The sequence below is a fragment of the Acinetobacter tandoii genome (assembly GCF_008867985.1).
In the GTDB taxonomy this organism is placed as follows: Bacteria; Pseudomonadota; Gammaproteobacteria; order Pseudomonadales; family Moraxellaceae; genus Acinetobacter; species Acinetobacter tandoii.
In genome coordinates, this window is the sequence record NZ_VXLD01000002.1 from 140,756 (window position 1) to 157,270 (window position 16,515).

The following is a 16,515-nucleotide window of genomic DNA, read 5'->3' on the forward strand; positions in this document are numbered from 1 at the left end:
AAAAGAATAATTCCATAACTCATCTCAACTAAACTAAACTTTGAGACAAGCCTAATAAGTGTTTAGATTTAATTATTGTATAAAATTGCGCGACGGTGCTGTTTTTGATAAAACTTCGGTGTAGTCCCTGTCAACTGTTTAAATACACGCTGAAAATGACTCTGATCACTAAAACCCAACTGATAACTCAACTCAATAATATCCTTACCCTGTCTTAAAAGCGTTCTTGCTTGATTAATTTTTAAATTGAGTTGATAGGCATGTGGAGTTAAACCCAAATTCGACTTAAATAAACGAATAATCGCGTAACGACTCAAACCACTTTGCTCAGACAATTGCTTTAAGGATAAAAACTCATCATTGCCACTCAACCTAGAAATTAGCAATTGGAACTCCTGCTGCGCATAGCTATTTTCAGTAAGCAATTCCAAGTGCAAATTGGGAAATAACAGCTCAGTTAAGGTCTGAATTAGCAACTGTTCTTTCTGCAAATATGAAATGGAAGAATCAAATAAGTTTTGATTTAAATGACAAAAAACTGAATACAATCGCTCTGATTGATAAAGTTGAGGTTTATACTGTGGAACTGCGTCACAACGAAAATCCTGTTTAGTTTCATGTAGTAACTGTCGCAACCAGAGCATATCCAGATGCATCATCTGATAACTCCACGCCTGATCAGGTTCAGGATTACAAGAGTGTTCAACATTTGCAGGAATTAAAACCAATGTTCCTGACTCAATTTCTTGTGTGCCTATAAAGCGACTACTGAAAACACTTTGCCCAAGATCTACAGCACCTATGGAAAAGGTTGGATGACTATGAGCATGATAACAGGCGCGACTATGACATGCCTTACGTGTTTCTACATAAGGTATATTCGGGTCACTCCAAAACTCAGTCTGAGCTTTGGAGGCATCATTGGAAGGCTGCAATCTATTCAACATGACATTTATTGTTGTAATGCCTTTTCGATTTCTTCCTCTAAAGCTTCTGGTTTTGTGGTTGGGGCAAAACGGTTTAATACTGTGCCATCTTTACCAATTAAAAACTTGGTAAAGTTCCATTTAATACCGCTACCTAAAATTCCTTTGCTGTTATTGGTGAGATAGCGAAAAATGGCGTGAGCTTCAGGACCTTTGACATCCACTTTGGAGAACATTGGAAAAGTCACTCCATAGTTTTTCTGGCAGAAAGCTCCAATTTGGTCATTTGAGCCTGGGTCTTGCCCACCAAATTGATTACATGGAAAGCCAAGTACTTCCAACCCTTGAGGCTTATATTTTTCATATAACTTTTCTAAGCCAGCAAATTGTGGAGTAAACCCGCACTTACTGGCAGTGTTTACAATTAATAAAACCTTCCCCTCATAATCGGCAAAAGATTTATTTTTTCCATCTAGCAACTCAGCTTCAAACTGATAAATGTTGGTCATGGATAGGTTTCCTCGTCATTTTTTTCTTGTGATTGTAGTTCTAATGAAGCCGAATTTACGCAATAGCGTAATCCTGTCGGCTGCGGACCATCCTCAAAAACATGCCCTAAATGTGCGTCACAATGATGACAAACTATTTCAGTTCTTTCCATACCATGTGAGTTATCTTGTAATTCATCAATTGCTCCTCCAGCAATTGGTTTAAAAAAACTTGGCCAGCCACAACCGCTGTCATATTTCGTCGTCGATGAAAATAACGGTGTACCGCAGCAACGACACACATAAGTTCCTTCTTGTTTGCTATTCCAATATTTTCCCGTAAAAGCAGGTTCTGTTCCTTTTTGTCGAGTTATACGGAATTCTTCTGGTGATAACTCTCTTTGCCATTCTCGGTCTGTTTTACTGAGTTTTCCCATGATTATTTCCCTTTCTATCTTGCTGTTTCAAAAAAGATAATCTTATATTTACGTCATTCATCTTAAAATTTCTAGTCTTTCGTTAACAATTTACAAAAGACTTATAATTCCAATAAAAGCAAAAAGTAAGCAAACACAATAATTATGGTAAGCATTTTTATTTCATTAATGCTTTTTTGTGAGCAAAATTGGTGTTATTCTTGCGATCATGCTTACTCAGGATTAAAAAATGTCGCAGAAAAAGAGCGTTATTTTTAAACATCTACTACCTGTGATTAAACAATATCAACAGGCGGGTTATACGCATGAAAAAATTGTTGCTTTACTCCGAGATGAACATGATCTCGATTTGGTAACAACTGAAACATTTAAAAGTTATTTATATCGTTATGCAAAAGTGACCTCCACTCTTTCCGAGAACATCAAAATGCCGAACACTATCCAAACTCCACGCGAAATAAAAAAATCGTCTAAGCTCGAGCATGTTTGCTACGACATCCGTGGACCAGTGTTACGAGCGGCCATCGAGATGGAAGAAGCAGGTCATAAAATTATTAAGCTGAATATTGGCAACCCTGCTCCATTCGGCTTTGAAGCCCCACAAGAAATTATTAACGACGTCGCCCTAAACCTGCCAAATGCTGTGGGTTATACCGACTCGAAAGGGATTTTCCCCGCACGTAAAGCCATTTGCCAGTATTACCAGCAAAAAGGCATTTTCGATATGCACGTGAATGATGTCTATATCGGTAATGGTGTTTCTGAACTCATCGTTATGGCGATGCAAGGCTTGCTCGATGATGGTGATGAGATGCTGGTGCCAATGCCAGATTATCCACTGTGGACTGCGGCTGTGAATTTATCGGGTGGTACAGCGATTCATTATAAATGTGATGAAGAAAATTTCTGGTATCCAGACATTGCCGACATGGAAAGTAAAATCACGCCAAATACCCGCGGTATCGTGATTATTAACCCAAACAACCCAACGGGTGCTGTTTATCCACGTCATGTTTTAGAGCAAATTGTCGCTTTAGCGAAAAAGTACGACCTGATTTTATTTGCAGATGAAATCTACGACAAAATTATTTATGACGGTATCGAACATGTTTCCGTTGCAGCATTAGCAGGCGATCAACTGTGTATTTCATTCAACGGTTTATCAAAAGCCTATCGTATTGCAGGTTATCGTTCAGGCTGGATGGCCATTACAGGCGATAAATCACGCGCAACTGATTATATCGAAGGTTTGGATATGCTTGCATCTATGCGTTTGTGTGCCAACCATCAAGCACAATATGCGATTCAAACAGCCCTAGGTGGTTATCAATCGATTAATGATTTAATCCGCCCAGGTGGTCGTTTATATGAACAGCGCAATATTGCATGGGAAATGTTAAATGAAATTCCTGGCGTCTCTTGTGTAAAACCTGAAGGTGCAATGTATTGCTTCCCTAAACTTGATCCAGAGATATACCCAATTCAGGACGATGAAAAGCTCATGCTTGATTTACTGCGTGCAGAGAAAGTCTTATTGGTTCAGGGCACAGGGTTTAACTGGCCAACACCAGACCATTTCCGTGTTGTATTCTTACCTGCTGAAAATGAACTTCGTGAAGCCATCACACGAGTAGGTCGTTTCTTGGCGAAATTGCGTTAAGTCATATATTTGCAAAAAAGCCGCATTTTCATGCGGCTTTTTGCTTTTATCTGTTTTCCAAAGTTGATTAATTACAACCTTGAAATAGTGAGCCTAAGCTATTCAATGCTAAACTTAATGCCAAGTGATAACGAGCGCATGACATGACTTATCAAGTCCATATCATTGATGTAAAAAATCAATTACAAAACTATATTTGGTTACTTGAACACACTGAAACTCATGAAGTGGTTGCGGTAGACCCAACCGAAGCACAATTGGTCGAGGATTATTGTCAAGAACACCAACTCCACCTGAAGCAAATCTGGCTGACGCATTGGCATAAAGACCATATTGGCGGAGTAGCAGCGCTATTGGTCAATCGCAACATTCCAGTCTATGGCCCAAGAGACGAGCTGAGCAAGATTCTGTTTATTACCCACCCTCTTACGGATGGTGAGCATTTTAATTTTCATGATATTCGTATAGATGTGATTGCAGTGCCAGGACACACCTCAGGACATATCGTTTATTTTAGTGATGCTTTAGATCTAGTGTTTTGTGGGGATACTTTATTTGCAATGGGCTGTGGTCGGGTATTTGAGGGAACATTTGAACAAATGTATCATTCCTTAAATCGTTTGGCGGCATTACCCCCACAAACTCAAGTGTATTGCACTCATGAATATACGCTCTCCAATGCTAAATTTGCGCTACATGTAGAACCCGATAATCTAGAAATTCAACAACGTTTTGAACAAGTTGAGGCCTTGCGCATGCTTGGTCAACCCACACTCCCCAGCAATATTGCCATTGAACTCGAAACCAATCCTTTTTTAAGAGTACAAAGTGTCGAAGAATTTCAAAAATTACGTGAATTAAAAGATAACTTTTAATTTTTGTATTTAACAAAAATCCCTAGTTCTGGGGATAGAGCAAGTATCAAAATCACGGTTTAATAAAGTCATAAAAGCAATAAAATACAACGATAAAACCGAAAGATTTTGTTTATTTTCAATAATTATAACAATAACTGAAAATAAACATGACTCTCTAATTTTTTGCACTAACCACACGGGCAATGTGGGCAAAAAATTAGAGAGTCTTTCAATGTATAGCCTCAATTTTTTAATCGAGTTACTTTATTTACATTCAAAATAAAAAAAGCCCAGAGAAAGGTCACTCTAGGCATTGGAAACTTGTAATGTCTTAGTGGTATACCAGACTATCTAAAAATCCGAAACTTATACTACATCAGAAGGATAAAACATCCTAGCCATTTTTATTAAAAATATTTGAAAAATATACTTCATATAAGACTAAAAGTCTAATTTATAACATATAGTTATATTAAATTTTCAATCAAATATTATTAGATAAATACACTTTAATAAGAATGAAAATTAACTTGGAATTTTATCTAATGAACGACACTTTAAACTCAAGTTGCCTCGCACAATATCAGACAACATACGCCAGTCCGAGATAAAACTGTAAAATGGCTGTTTGAAAGACGCAGGTTTATTCTTTTCATAGACAAAGTGTCCAATCCATGCACATGCATAACCAGGCACTAAACCATACAAAACATACTTAGGTTTACGATGGCGAATTGCTTTTGCTATCCAATATCCACCGATGACACTTCCTAACACATGCAGGCGTCTGCTGGTGATATTACGGTGCTCGGTTAAATAAAAACGATAAAATTCATTATAATTTCGAATGGGTAATTGCGGCGATTGAAGGTGCTGTACACTTCTATTTGCTTGAACATTTGCATTCATATTCAAATCATCCTGATTGTTTTGAATTACGTTTTCTGATTTTGCACCAATATCATTGGGCGTAATATTCAATTGGTCAATTACTTTTTGCTCATGTTCCTGCTGAAAAATTGGCAAACCTCATTTTATCATTGCTATTTCATTACAAATCCGACAATCTTTCTGTCTGTACATTTAAAAATGTAATAACCCTTGGATTTTTAATGGCAGTATTTTTTTACCTCCATTTGGCATAGTTAACTGCCGATAATTTCTCTCATCAACGCGTACAGCATAGAATTTTTCAGCTAAAATTTAATACCAAAGAGCCACACCAGTTTTTAATAAAAGCTGCTCCCTTTTTTTGAACCGTAATCTAAGGCAAATTTATGATTGAAGTTGAATTAAAATTTCAAATTCCTACAGCAAAAAGAACAATGCTCCTTAAAGCCTTAGACCCCAAAAAATCAAATTTGATTCATCTGAAAGCCAAATACTTTGACACGCCAGATAAATTACTTTCACAACATGGTGTTGCCCTACGCTTACGCCTTGAAGGTGAGCATTGGGTTCAAACCTTAAAAGCAGCCGGAAAAAGCCATTTGCACCGCTTTGAACATAATCATGATTTTGGTATTTCTGAACATGCTCCTGCTTTAGATTTAACGATTTATCAAGATGAATCTGAAGCATTAGCCATTTTGCAAAATGCTTTGGGTGATCAGTTTGCTTCATTAAAATTACAATTTGAGTCTGATATTCAGCGCACTTATCGTGTGATTCACTTCGAAGATGCAGAAATTGAAGTCAGCCTCGATATTGGCCGCTTAGCCACTGAAACTGAAGAAAGAGAAGTTCACGAAGTTGAGTTTGAACTCAAACAAGGTTCTATTCAGTCTTTGCTTGCCTTTAGTTTTGAATGGGTAAAAAAATACCAATTGTGGTTAGATGTTCGTAGTAAAGCTGAAATGGGTCATTTACTTTCAACTCAGCAAGCAGTGAGCCCAGCCAAGCAAGCCAAAGCATTTCAACTGGTGAAAAAAGACAGTGCCGACTGCAATGTCCGCTCGCTCATCGCGCAACAGTTACAGCACCTACTTCCAAATATTGCAGCCATCTCCGCAGGCGTTGCAGAAAAGGAACATCTTGAGCAAGCTTATGTAGCGTTGGATCATCTCTATTTAACTTCAGCTTTATTTAAAACCTGGAGCAAGGATGTTTCGGATAAATGGGCCTATCAGTTGGCGGCTTTTAAACATCATTTTGAGAACTTACAACAACTTGAGCACATGCAGAATACCCTAGGAGCGTTGTTGCAAAACCCAACCACAGCAGCAAGCCTAACCAAAGATATTTTATATGCTCAAGAAAAGCTGAATAATTTGGTGCGCTCAACACTGAATGTACATCACTTTTTAGAGCTATTAATGTTTAGCTTACAAAGCAGTACTGCCACGCAAGAGTTAGATTTAAAAGGCTACGCGCAGAACACCTTGCAACAGCAGTATAAACAGATTCATGAGCAGCTTTCAGAAACCGACGTTACTAATTTTGAAAGTTTAGAACAGCTCTCTCAACGCATTCGCGAACTCAAATTCAGCTTCCCAATTCTTACTTCAATTTATGATGTAAAAAACCTGCAAAAATATAGCAAAGCATTAAATGAAGCACACCAAGCTGCTGAAGAATACTTGACGCTCAGTTCATCTGCTGCCTATATACAGCAAACCGAATTAGAGGCAAGCGACTGGTTTGTTTTAGGTTGGTTAACTGCCAAACAAGAAGTGTACGCTCAAGCACTTTTAGATGCGACTGAACAATTTATGGTAAGTCGTAAGTTCCTTAAATTCTAAGTCATTAGACATACAAACAGACCAACATCCACGAGCAAAGCTTGTGGATGTACTTCATTCCTACTTCTAAAAATAGACAAATTATATTTTTACTGGACTTCTTCAGTCACTTTAGCCAAGATATAAATTTAGCGCCATTAAAATAATTTTAAAAACTCCAGTGCGAGGGCTAGAACATGTCAGAAATTGAACTCAAATTTCAGATTCCAGATGCTTTTCAGGACATGATTTATCAAGACTTCTGTGCCTCTAAGATATATAAGCAACCCCTACTCGCCCACTATTACGACACTCCCGATTTTCAATTGGCACAACAGTCGATTGCCCTACGATTACGCTTAGAACAAGGACATTGGATTCAAACCTTAAAATACAAAACCGAGCAACATATCGAGCGTTTTGAATTTGAATCTGACCTCGGTAAGAAAAAACAACCTAAACTTAATTTAGCTTTGTATCAGGATCATATAGACGAACTACCTGCTCTTTTCACCACTGAAGATGCATCTCAAAATTTTAAAATCAAATTTTCTACCGATGTTGAACGAATATCAAAAATTCTGCTGTTTAATCAGTCTGAAATTGAAGTTTGCCTCGACATTGGACACTTGGTCTTTCAACAAGAAAAATTAAGAATTTTTGAAATTGAGTTTGAACTGGTACAAGGTTCCATTCATGACTTAATTCGCTGCATAGAGCCATGGATGAATAAATATCAACTCTGGCTAGACACACGAAGTAAATCACAACGGGGAGATTTGCACCTACAACAGCAGGATATGTTACTGCCGCAATATGCGGAGCCTGTCGTTTTAGATCAAGCCATGACACCAAATGCCGCTGTACATGCGATCTTAAATAATACCTTTAAGCATCTCTTGCCAAATGCGACTGCCCTTGCTAGTGGCTTTTACAACAGCGAACATATACATCAGGCACGTGTGGCGATACGGCGTATGCGTAGTGCTTTAAAAAGTTATGCCAACTTGGTTCATGACATTCCTCCATACTGGGCAGCTCAGCTCCGTATCATATTTCAATCTTTAGGCAATGCGCGTGATACCGATGCCATTCGTGAAACCCTTCTGCCCCAGTTACAGCAAGCGGGCTGTTCACACTTAGAAATTCCAACTGCCGAGAGTTATCACAATCAGGTGATGTGGATTTTCCAGTCCACCGAAACCAATCAATTAATATTAGAACTAATGGACTATATGACTTCAGAACTGAGTCCCAAAAATAAAAAGAAAAAACCGTTTTTAAAATATGCTGAGAAAAACTTAAAGAAAACCCATCAACGCATTGCAGATGACATTGGTCATTTTTCACAACTAGAAGATGAAGAAAAGCACAAACTCCGTAAATGCTTCAAACATTTACGTTACAACATTGAGTTTGTGCGTAGCCTATACAGCAATAAAGCAGTGAAAGATTACCTCAAAGCAATTAAACCGATTCAAGAGCTTTTGGGGCAATACAACGATCTTTTGGTTGCTGAGCAATTCTTCCATGAACTGCCTGAAAATAAAGAAATTCACTGTGCGATAGACTGGCTCAATCAACAGGAAAAGCAACAACTCAAACACATCGACAAGCAACTCAAAGCCTTCAAGAAAATTAAACCGTTCTGGTCTTGAGAACAACTTAGCGGTATTTTCCAAAGACTTTCCATACTCTGTTATCCGCCAGTGGATCACTATAGCTATCACTGCGTTGCTTACGTGGCTTATCGCGTGCATCCACCAACTTAAAATGTTCTTCAGTACTTAACACAATACCATTCACATAAAATCGGGTACGCGTATATTCACTTTGTCCATGCTGAAACACATAAGTTCTAAGGTCAATGAATTCTCGGTGTGCGACCAGTGCTGCCTGATCATCACTATTTAACCAGACTTGCATCGCTGTAACCTGCTCTGCGGAATATTCTCCACATTTATCTAATAAACTGGCGATCCCCCTGAAAGTCTTCGACTCTTTAGCTCGTGTTTTATTAATTCGAATCCGATCTACATGAAAATAAAACAACGGCAAATTCAAATGACTGGGTAAATGAATCGCATCAACCATTTCATCACTTAAAAAAGGTTGGCTCAACAGTTGTGCACGCTCGATTAAATCTTGCCATTGCTGATAATAGTGTGCGACATCTTCTTTCGAACCATAATAAATGGGTAATCCTTCGACATTTGCCAAAGTTTGTGGTGGCCAAATTTGTTGGCGCAAAAGTGCAATATCATGTTTAAGATTTTGAATTGCAATAGCATCTGACATAACGCGTTCCATTTTTATAATGCTTAGGCTATTTTTAGATTAAGTCAAAGGTTTTGTTTCTGCAAGGCTTTGCCTATAATGCAGAATGAAATTTTAGCTAGGAACAGTCATGGTTCAAAAGATTGACGCTACCGATGTTACCGAAGAAGAAGCTTTGAATGCTGCTTTTTTTGAACGTGCAGATGAATTTATTAAACATGCCAATGAATTTTGTCGCCCAGCCAAAGGACAACAAGTCAAGCCCACTGAAATTCGTGGTCAAGTCAGTGCTTCTATGCTGTTTGCAACAGCACGTTTTAATACTTGGGTTGCAGCCAATAATTTCAAAGATGGCAACGAAATGCGTGATGCTAAAGAGCAAGTGATGTCTTATATCCTTCAGCAATTCCAAATGATGCTGGAAGATAACTATGACGAATACTGTGAACAGTTCGAGAACTATTTACGTTTCCGTCATAATGAAGAATTCCATGCCAACAAGCATGATCATGACCATTAATTTAATGGTGTAATAAAAAAGCCCTCAGTTTAGACTCAGGGCCTTTTTTATGACTTAAATTTTACGATCCCAAACGATCTTTTTAATAACGTTATCGACAATGGTAACAGTGTAATAAGCATTCCCCACCAAATACACATGGTCCGATGCAGTAAGCTGCTTTTTGCCTTCTTTCCACTCGTAATTTCGCACCGAGATTGGCGATTGCTGCATATTCTGTACCAGTTGAATATAGCTATCACCAAGAGATACCAATTGCCCATTTTCAGTACGGATGGTACGCGTTTCAGTCGCTGCTGTAGCGTATGAAGTACCGATGACAAATACAAAAAGAAGATAACCAGAAATTTTTAGAATTTTCTTCATCATATAGATAGACTCAATTAACATTATGTTTTCATTATTAAGAAGTTATATAAAGTTTTTTATCATCCGCTCAATTTAACTTCAAGTTTTAAAATAAAAAGCCACAAAAATGTGGCTTTTTATAGAAATATTTAAGTGAATTAAAAACTTAAAGATTAGTCATTCGGCTGTCCATATTGATCAGCCATCACTTCAACCAATTGATCAAGATGAATGTATTTTTTGATGGCTTGGTCTACATCCGCTTTGGTTAAGTTGGCAATCGCTTGATCACGCTTTTTACGAAACAATAAATCGCGGTTTCGTTCCAACTGTGAAGTCAACATTTGATGAATATTGCGTTCATCTTCCAAAGCCGTTACGCGGTTTTTTAGAATATCAGCTTTAGCCGCTTCTAACTCTTGTTCTGTTACACCATGATCTAACAGTTCTTGTAAAACCTTATGCACAGCCTGCGACACTTGCTCGGCTTTACCTGCGGTGTAATTGGCATCAATGCTCAGTGCTCCTGAATTGACCCAATCATCCAATTGAATTTCACTGCTAAAACCATACACCAAAGCATTCTTCTCACGTAATTCTTGTGCTAAACGTGAAGAGAGCTGAGAATCTCCAAGAATGTAACTAAAAACCAGCATCGCTGGAGCATCAGGGTGATCCTCGCCTAGCGGGAAAGTGAGTAAGCTCTGATAACTACCAAACTCACGTTGTTCAGACAGCACATGCTTCTTCTGCGCTTTATACGGGGTATATTCAGAAGTCAGTTGTGTATAAGCTTGAGTCCCTTTCCAATTACCAAACTGCTGCTTTACTTTGCGCAACATTTTCTTCGCATTGAACTCACCTGTAATCGCAATTTGTGCATTATTCATGGCAAAAAATTGTTGATACAACTGCTTCACTTGCTCATTGGTAGAAGCTTGGTATTGCTTCTTGGCATATTCAGGTTCGAAGTGATAGCGCAAATCTCCTTGCGGATAAATTTCGATTAAACGTGCAATCGTCAACGCTGCTACCGTTTCAGGTTCCGTATATGGACGGTTTAAGCTCGACAACGTTTGTGACTTGATTAAATCAAACTGTGACTGCTCAAACTTCGGGTTCTTCATGACCTCTACAATATAATTAAAGAAGTCTTCAAATTTTTCTTTTTTCGCCACAATTTGAATGGTCATACCGTTGCCATTAGACGATGCTGTTGCTGAACCACCTGCATCAATCGATTTATCGGCAATGTCTTGCAGACTGTATTTATCTGAAGCACGGAGCAATAAATAAGAAGTGAAATCAATAATTTCACTTTTGTTCATCAAACTTTGGGCTGTACCGAACTCAACATTAATGGTGGCATAGGTTTTATTGTCACGGGTCGCAACAGGATAAAGCGCATATTTCATCCCGTTCTTTAGTACACCGCGTTGAATATTCTTCTCGTTCTTTTCCAAATATTGCTGAGAGCTTGCAACATATTGTGCTACTTCTTGTTGATACACACTCACATCTTTGAGTGGTTCTGTTTTTTGAGCCTGTTGGTCTAAGGTCTGCTTTGGCACTTTTGCCTGCTGCTGTTGCTTAGCTTTTTTCTGATCTTCAGGAGTCGGCTGAATATCACCTGTAATACGATGCTCTTTCACCAAGAACTGATTTAAGGTCTGATTGACCTCATTCAGACTTAAGTTTTGAATGTTATTGAGATCGACATAATATTGATCCCAACGTCCCTGACTCGCTACAAAATAATCCGCCAGACGTGAACCCAAAGCCGCAGAGTTACTTTGAATGCTATCCGCCTGATTTTGAATGAGGCTTTTCACGCGTTTTAATTCTGTTTCATTAAAATCTTGCGTTTTTTCTATCCCTTGATCGAGCGCTTGATCGACCTGCTCAGCATTATGATTCGGTGCATAAATTGCGCCCATAAACACCAAGTTAAAATCACGATCTAGCCATGTGGTTGCCTGCACCATAGTACTGGTGCCTGTTTCCACCATACTTTGATACAAATGCCCGCTCGGCTGCATGGTATATAAGAGCGGTGACAAAGCTAAAGCGGGTTTGATCTGTTCATTTTTTCCATTCAAGTAAATATTGAACTTGGCTAAATCACTGCCCTTTGCCACAGTAAATTCACGCTGTTTAATTTTACTTGCATCCAACTGCGGTACTTGAACCTGAGCAGGAATCTGACGTGCAGGAATTGAACTAAACTGTTGATCGATCTGTTTCAACACTTGCCCTTTGTCGAATTTACCTGCAATCACCATTGCTGCATTATTGGGTGCATACCACGTACGATAGAACTGGTTCAGTTCATTCATTTTGATGGACTGCAATTCTTTTAAATCGCCAATGGGTAAACGTCCTAAATACTGGTTTCCATAAGCCGATTTCCACATCTGATCCATCAATACGGCAAAAGGTTGATCCAGACGTACTTCCCGCTCACGTTTCACAATGGCAATTTCAGAAGGAACAAACTTCTCTTGCAGCACTAATTTATCCATACGCTCGGCTTCTAAATGCAAGATTTCATTCAAAGCGGTTTGTTCAGGACGCACGACATTAATATAGCGGGTCGAATAATAGTCAGTACTAGCATTGGTCATTAAAGTGTATTGATCCAATCTACGCTGGAATTCTTCACCTTTGACATTTTGTGTTCCCTTAAAAGCAAGGTGTTCTAACAAATGTGCTAGCCCTCCTTTACCTTGCGGATCATTCAATGAGCCTGTCAGATATATGGTGCTCATATAGACTTTATTTTCTTTATCATTCGGTGCCAAAATCACCCGAAAACCGTTATCTAATTTATATTCTTCAATTTGATGATCTGATTTGACCAAAACTGGCTGTGCCCAAGCAGCCGAACTTAAACCAACAAAAAACAGAGAGAAAGTAAGTTTTTTCAACCGCATTAACATGTTAATTCCAATATATTCAGTTATATAAATATTTTATAAGCTGCCTATCTTACGGAATCGAAAATGGTATTTATAGTGAAGTTTTGCAAAGCAACCCTCAGTTTTGAGCGTTGCTTTGTTCAAATATATTTAATCTAAGAACAATTCTGCCTGCATATAAAGTTTGCCATAACCTGAAATTTCAATGCGTTCCTGATCTAGAATTTTGCAATATAATTCGCCACCTCGCGTAGAGGCTTGATATGCAATCAACTCTGTTTTGTTTAATCGTTCTGCCCACAACGGTGCTATCGCAGTGTGAATAGAACCTGTAACAGGGTCTTCATTGATGCCTATTGCAGGGGCAAAATAACGTGACACACAATCATACTCTGCATTTGAAGCAGTAATGGCAACATCTACACTTGAACTATGTGCGGTAATAGCAGTACGTAAAGAACCCAATTGCTTTAACAATTCTAAGTTGGGTTGCTCATCCAAAACGTCTTGCACACTTTCATACTCAACAATAAAAGCTTGTTGATTCAGATAAACATTTTTAAATGGCTTGCTGAGTGCCTGAGTTAAAAGTTCAGGGTAATCTTCTACTTTTTCTGCACGGCGGATTGGGAAATTCATACAAATTTTGCCATCGTCCGCCTGACTCACAACAAAAACACCCAATTTTTTCACATGGAAATGAATGGTTTTGGCTGGAGTAAAATCTTTAAATAGCACAAAACTGCTGGCTAAAGTTGCATGCCCACAAAAATCAACTTCTGCTGTAGGTGTAAACCAACGAATTTCAAAATGTTCGGCATCAATCTTTTTTACAAATGCAGTTTCAGACAGGTTATTTTCCAAAGCAATATTTTGCATGAGTGCTTCATCTAACCATTGTTCAGTCACAATTACTGCCGCAGGATTCCCCTTAAATAATGCATTGCTAAAAGCATCGATTTGATACATTTTCATAATTTTTCTCCATTGTTTCATGCTTATTATGCCGTTACAGTCCAACAATAACAGATACAAATTTATTTGATTTATGGATACAGTTGTTGCCTGACACAAAAAAAGAAAGTCAATATCCAAAATACTGACTTTCCTATTTATGACGTAACGGCGAAATTAATTCTCGGTTAAATCAACATTTTCTTGTTTAAAAATGGTTTGATCAGTTTGCCCCAAGACTTGACTGGTGACCATTCCGGCAGTCATTGAGCCATTCACATTTAATGCCGTACGTCCCATATCAATCAAAGGTTCAATCGAAATGAGTAGCGCCACTAAAGTCACGGGTAAGCCCAACATCGGCAATACAATTAAGGCAGCAAAAGTCGCACCACCACCCACACCTGCAACACCGACAGAACTGAGCGTTACGACACAGACTAAAGTTAGAATCCAGATTGGATCTAATGGGTTAATCCCAACGGTTGGTGCTACCATTACAGCCAACATGGCAGGATATAAACCCGCACAACCATTTTGACCAATGGTTGTCCCAAAAGAAGCTGAGAAACTGGCAATCGACTCAGGCACGCCCAGACGGCGCGTTTGTGCCTCAATATTTAGTGGAATACTGGCTGCACTAGAGCGACTGGTAAAAGCAAAAGTTAATACAGGCCAAACCTTTTTAAAGAATTGAACTGGATTGACACCTGTAAACAACAAAATGAGTGCATGCACAGCAAACATGATGCCCAGACCAATATAAGATGCAACAAGGAATCCACCCAAATTTAGAATGTCTGCCAATTTTGAATTCGCCACAATATTGGTCATTAAGGCAAATACACCATACGGCGTAAGGGTCATAATTAAGCGGACTAATTTCATCACCCATGCTTGCATAATTTCAATCGCAGCAAGCAATTTTTTCCCTTTCTCTACATCCGCCTTAATTAAATTCAAGCCAGCCATACCTAGGAATACAGCAAAAATTACCACACTAATAATTGAAGTCGGGTGAGCACCAGTGAGTTCAGCAAAAGGATTAGTGGGAATAAAAGAGAGAAACAGATCTGGAACTTGTAAATCTGTCACTTGCCCCACATAGTCGGTCTGAATGGCATTCAGACGTTCAGTTTCTTGCGCCCCCTGAACCAAACCTGCCGCGGTCAAACCAAAAGCATTGGTTACCACCACACCCACAAAAGCGGCAATCGCTGTTGTAACCAATAAGGTGCCGATACTAATAAAACTGATCTTGCCGAGTGAACCTGCATCATGCAGCTTAATCACCGCGCCTAAAATGGAAACGAAGACCAACGGCATGACCACCATTTGCAGCAGCTTGACATAGCCTTTACCGACCAAGTTAAACCATTGCACTGACTCTTGCAGCACGGTTGAACCTGTGCCATACACCACATGCAAGAGTAAACCGAACACTACCCCCAAGCAGAGACCAGCAAGCACCTTTTTGGCAAGGCTCCAATCGGTATGACGTGTCCGACTTAATAAGAACAGCAATGCCACAAAGAGGATGACATTGATGATTAAGGGCATATTCATGTTTTTTCCCTAAATAATGTAATCCCTATTATAAATCAAAATTCAATTCGACTTTTGGCTTTACCAGTACAGACTTACCAAGTGTTCAAATTTAGACTACTCCTGCAACAATCAGAGTTATGATATGTCCATGAAAATAATCTTATTGAATCTAAATATGGCTGGGCTGTTAAATCCACACATTCAACCTGTCGAACTGGCAAAGGCGTATCGTTTACTCAATCATGGCCCAACCGTATTGGTATCTGCACAACATGAACAAGAAGCCAATGTTATGACTGCTGCTTGGGCATGTGCGCTAGAATTGGTTCCAGCCAAAGTATCTGTCGTACTGGATAAAAGCACCAAAACCAGAAAATTAACTGAACAATCGGGTTATTTTGCCTTACAAGTTCCCACCTTAAAGCAAATTGAGTTGGTACAAGCCTTAGGTTCTATCAGCCAGTTTGATGACCCAGCTAAACTTGAGCATTGTCATACTCCACTCTTTCACTTTGACGGTTTTGACTTACCTGTGGTGGAAGGCTGTGCTGCTTGGCTCATTTGTGAACTTATACCCGAACCACACAATCAACAAGCACATGATTTATTTATTGGTAAAGTCATTGCAGCCTATGCAGATGATCGCGTGTTCCGCGATGGACATTGGTATTACCATGAAGCTGACCCATCTTGGAAAAGCGTACATCATGTTGCGGGAGGTCATTACTACACCATTGGTGATGCTGTTGATACCAACAAAAGTTAAGGCTTTAATCTTCCCCAACCTTGAATGATGCTCAACTAAAGATGAAACGTCAGTGATTGTTTTTCTAGATTTTTCACCTTATAGTTCAAGTATATT

The 16,515-nt window shown here is 38.9% G+C and carries 15 protein-coding genes; 6 read left to right on the forward strand and 9 right to left on the reverse strand.

What is annotated here, in order from left to right:
- Positions 1-68: 68 nt before the first annotated feature.
- From F4W09_RS03800 to msrB, 3 genes are read right to left on the reverse strand one after another with little or no spacing between them, the layout of a single operon-like run.
- Complete coding sequence (locus F4W09_RS03800; RefSeq protein WP_171492393.1) at positions 69-947, reverse strand: AraC family transcriptional regulator; 879 nt, start codon at positions 945-947, stop codon at positions 69-71.
- 5 nt (positions 948-952) lie between these two features.
- Positions 953-1,435 carry a glutathione peroxidase gene (locus F4W09_RS03805; RefSeq protein ID WP_016167512.1) on the reverse strand — a complete coding sequence of 161 codons (483 nt, stop codon included), beginning with the start codon at positions 1,433-1,435 and terminating at the stop codon, positions 953-955.
- The gene (gene msrB, locus F4W09_RS03810) at positions 1,432-1,851 is read right to left on the reverse strand and encodes a peptide-methionine (R)-S-oxide reductase MsrB (RefSeq protein WP_016167511.1); all 420 of its coding nucleotides are present in this window, start codon (positions 1,849-1,851) and stop codon (positions 1,432-1,434) included. The genes F4W09_RS03805 and msrB overlap by 4 nt, the downstream gene beginning before the upstream one ends.
- A gap of 229 nt (positions 1,852-2,080) precedes the next feature.
- Between msrB and F4W09_RS03815 the strand changes: the two genes are divergently transcribed.
- Both F4W09_RS03815 and gloB read left to right on the forward strand, forming a co-directional pair.
- Entirely contained in the window at positions 2,081-3,511 is a 1,431-nt protein-coding gene (locus F4W09_RS03815) for a pyridoxal phosphate-dependent aminotransferase (protein ID WP_044739460.1), read from the forward strand.
- Between the two features lie 143 nt (positions 3,512-3,654).
- Complete coding sequence (gene gloB / locus F4W09_RS03820) at positions 3,655-4,386, forward strand: hydroxyacylglutathione hydrolase (protein WP_151504079.1); 732 nt, start codon at positions 3,655-3,657, stop codon at positions 4,384-4,386.
- 507 nt (positions 4,387-4,893) lie between these two features.
- Here the strand turns inward: gloB and F4W09_RS03825 are convergent.
- Positions 4,894-5,277: an Mpo1-like protein gene (locus F4W09_RS03825; protein WP_151504314.1), complete on the reverse strand. Its 384-nt coding sequence runs from the start codon at positions 5,275-5,277 to the stop codon at positions 4,894-4,896.
- Between the two features lie 368 nt (positions 5,278-5,645).
- Here F4W09_RS03825 and F4W09_RS03830 point away from each other — a divergent pair, with 368 nt between their 5' ends.
- Entirely contained in the window at positions 5,646-7,109 is a 1,464-nt protein-coding gene (locus F4W09_RS03830) for a CYTH domain-containing protein (protein ID WP_044739458.1), read from the forward strand.
- Positions 7,110-7,285: 176 nt separating this feature from the next.
- On the forward strand, positions 7,286-8,746 hold the full coding sequence (locus F4W09_RS03835; RefSeq protein ID WP_151504080.1) for a CYTH and CHAD domain-containing protein: 1,461 nt from the start codon (positions 7,286-7,288) through the stop codon (positions 8,744-8,746).
- A 7-nt stretch (positions 8,747-8,753) separates the two neighbouring features.
- Here F4W09_RS03835 and F4W09_RS03840 read toward each other — a convergent pair whose 3' ends face one another.
- Entirely contained in the window at positions 8,754-9,386 is a 633-nt protein-coding gene (locus F4W09_RS03840; protein WP_151504081.1) for a hypothetical protein, read from the reverse strand.
- Between the two features lie 109 nt (positions 9,387-9,495).
- Between F4W09_RS03840 and F4W09_RS03845 the strand changes: the two genes are divergently transcribed.
- The gene (locus tag F4W09_RS03845) at positions 9,496-9,885 is read left to right on the forward strand and encodes a DUF3144 domain-containing protein (RefSeq protein ID WP_016167504.1); all 390 of its coding nucleotides are present in this window, start codon (positions 9,496-9,498) and stop codon (positions 9,883-9,885) included.
- 54 nt (positions 9,886-9,939) lie between these two features.
- Here the strand turns inward: F4W09_RS03845 and F4W09_RS03850 are convergent, their stop codons facing one another.
- From F4W09_RS03850 to F4W09_RS03865, 4 genes are all read right to left on the reverse strand, one after another.
- Positions 9,940-10,254 carry a hypothetical protein gene (locus tag F4W09_RS03850; protein ID WP_151504082.1) on the reverse strand — a complete coding sequence of 105 codons (315 nt, stop codon included), beginning with the start codon at positions 10,252-10,254 and terminating at the stop codon, positions 9,940-9,942.
- A 152-nt stretch (positions 10,255-10,406) separates the two neighbouring features.
- Positions 10,407-13,172: a M16 family metallopeptidase gene (locus F4W09_RS03855; protein ID WP_151504083.1), complete on the reverse strand. Its 2,766-nt coding sequence runs from the start codon at positions 13,170-13,172 to the stop codon at positions 10,407-10,409.
- A gap of 129 nt (positions 13,173-13,301) precedes the next feature.
- Entirely contained in the window at positions 13,302-14,126 is an 825-nt protein-coding gene (locus tag F4W09_RS03860; protein WP_151504084.1) for a PhzF family phenazine biosynthesis protein, read from the reverse strand.
- Positions 14,127-14,282: 156 nt separating this feature from the next.
- On the reverse strand, positions 14,283-15,671 hold the full coding sequence (locus F4W09_RS03865) for an L-cystine transporter (protein WP_151504085.1): 1,389 nt from the start codon (positions 15,669-15,671) through the stop codon (positions 14,283-14,285).
- Positions 15,672-15,801: 130 nt separating this feature from the next.
- Here F4W09_RS03865 and F4W09_RS03870 point away from each other — a divergent pair, with 130 nt between their 5' ends.
- Positions 15,802-16,419, forward strand: coding sequence for a flavin reductase family protein (locus F4W09_RS03870; RefSeq protein ID WP_244948544.1), 618 nt, complete (start codon positions 15,802-15,804; stop codon positions 16,417-16,419).
- Positions 16,420-16,515 lie beyond the last annotated feature (96 nt).

Coding starts and splice junctions, on each gene's coding strand:
- F4W09_RS03800 (WP_171492393.1), bottom strand. CDS start 947: ATGTTGAATAGATTGCAGCCTTCCAATGATGCCTCCAAAGCTCAGACT.
- F4W09_RS03805 (WP_016167512.1), bottom strand. CDS start 1,435: ATGACCAACATTTATCAGTTTGAAGCTGAGTTGCTAGATGGAAAAAAT.
- msrB (WP_016167511.1), bottom strand. CDS start 1,851: ATGGGAAAACTCAGTAAAACAGACCGAGAATGGCAAAGAGAGTTATCA.
- F4W09_RS03815 (WP_044739460.1), top strand. CDS start 2,081: ATGTCGCAGAAAAAGAGCGTTATTTTTAAACATCTACTACCTGTGATT.
- gloB (WP_151504079.1), top strand. CDS start 3,655: ATGACTTATCAAGTCCATATCATTGATGTAAAAAATCAATTACAAAAC.
- F4W09_RS03825 (WP_151504314.1), bottom strand. CDS start 5,277: ATGAATGCAAATGTTCAAGCAAATAGAAGTGTACAGCACCTTCAATCG.
- F4W09_RS03830 (WP_044739458.1), top strand. CDS start 5,646: ATGATTGAAGTTGAATTAAAATTTCAAATTCCTACAGCAAAAAGAACA.
- F4W09_RS03835 (WP_151504080.1), top strand. CDS start 7,286: ATGTCAGAAATTGAACTCAAATTTCAGATTCCAGATGCTTTTCAGGAC.
- F4W09_RS03840 (WP_151504081.1), bottom strand. CDS start 9,386: ATGTCAGATGCTATTGCAATTCAAAATCTTAAACATGATATTGCACTT.
- F4W09_RS03845 (WP_016167504.1), top strand. CDS start 9,496: ATGGTTCAAAAGATTGACGCTACCGATGTTACCGAAGAAGAAGCTTTG.
- F4W09_RS03850 (WP_151504082.1), bottom strand. CDS start 10,254: ATGATGAAGAAAATTCTAAAAATTTCTGGTTATCTTCTTTTTGTATTT.
- F4W09_RS03855 (WP_151504083.1), bottom strand. CDS start 13,172: ATGTTAATGCGGTTGAAAAAACTTACTTTCTCTCTGTTTTTTGTTGGT.
- F4W09_RS03860 (WP_151504084.1), bottom strand. CDS start 14,126: ATGAAAATGTATCAAATCGATGCTTTTAGCAATGCATTATTTAAGGGG.
- F4W09_RS03865 (WP_151504085.1), bottom strand. CDS start 15,671: ATGAATATGCCCTTAATCATCAATGTCATCCTCTTTGTGGCATTGCTG.
- F4W09_RS03870 (WP_244948544.1), top strand. CDS start 15,802: ATGAAAATAATCTTATTGAATCTAAATATGGCTGGGCTGTTAAATCCA.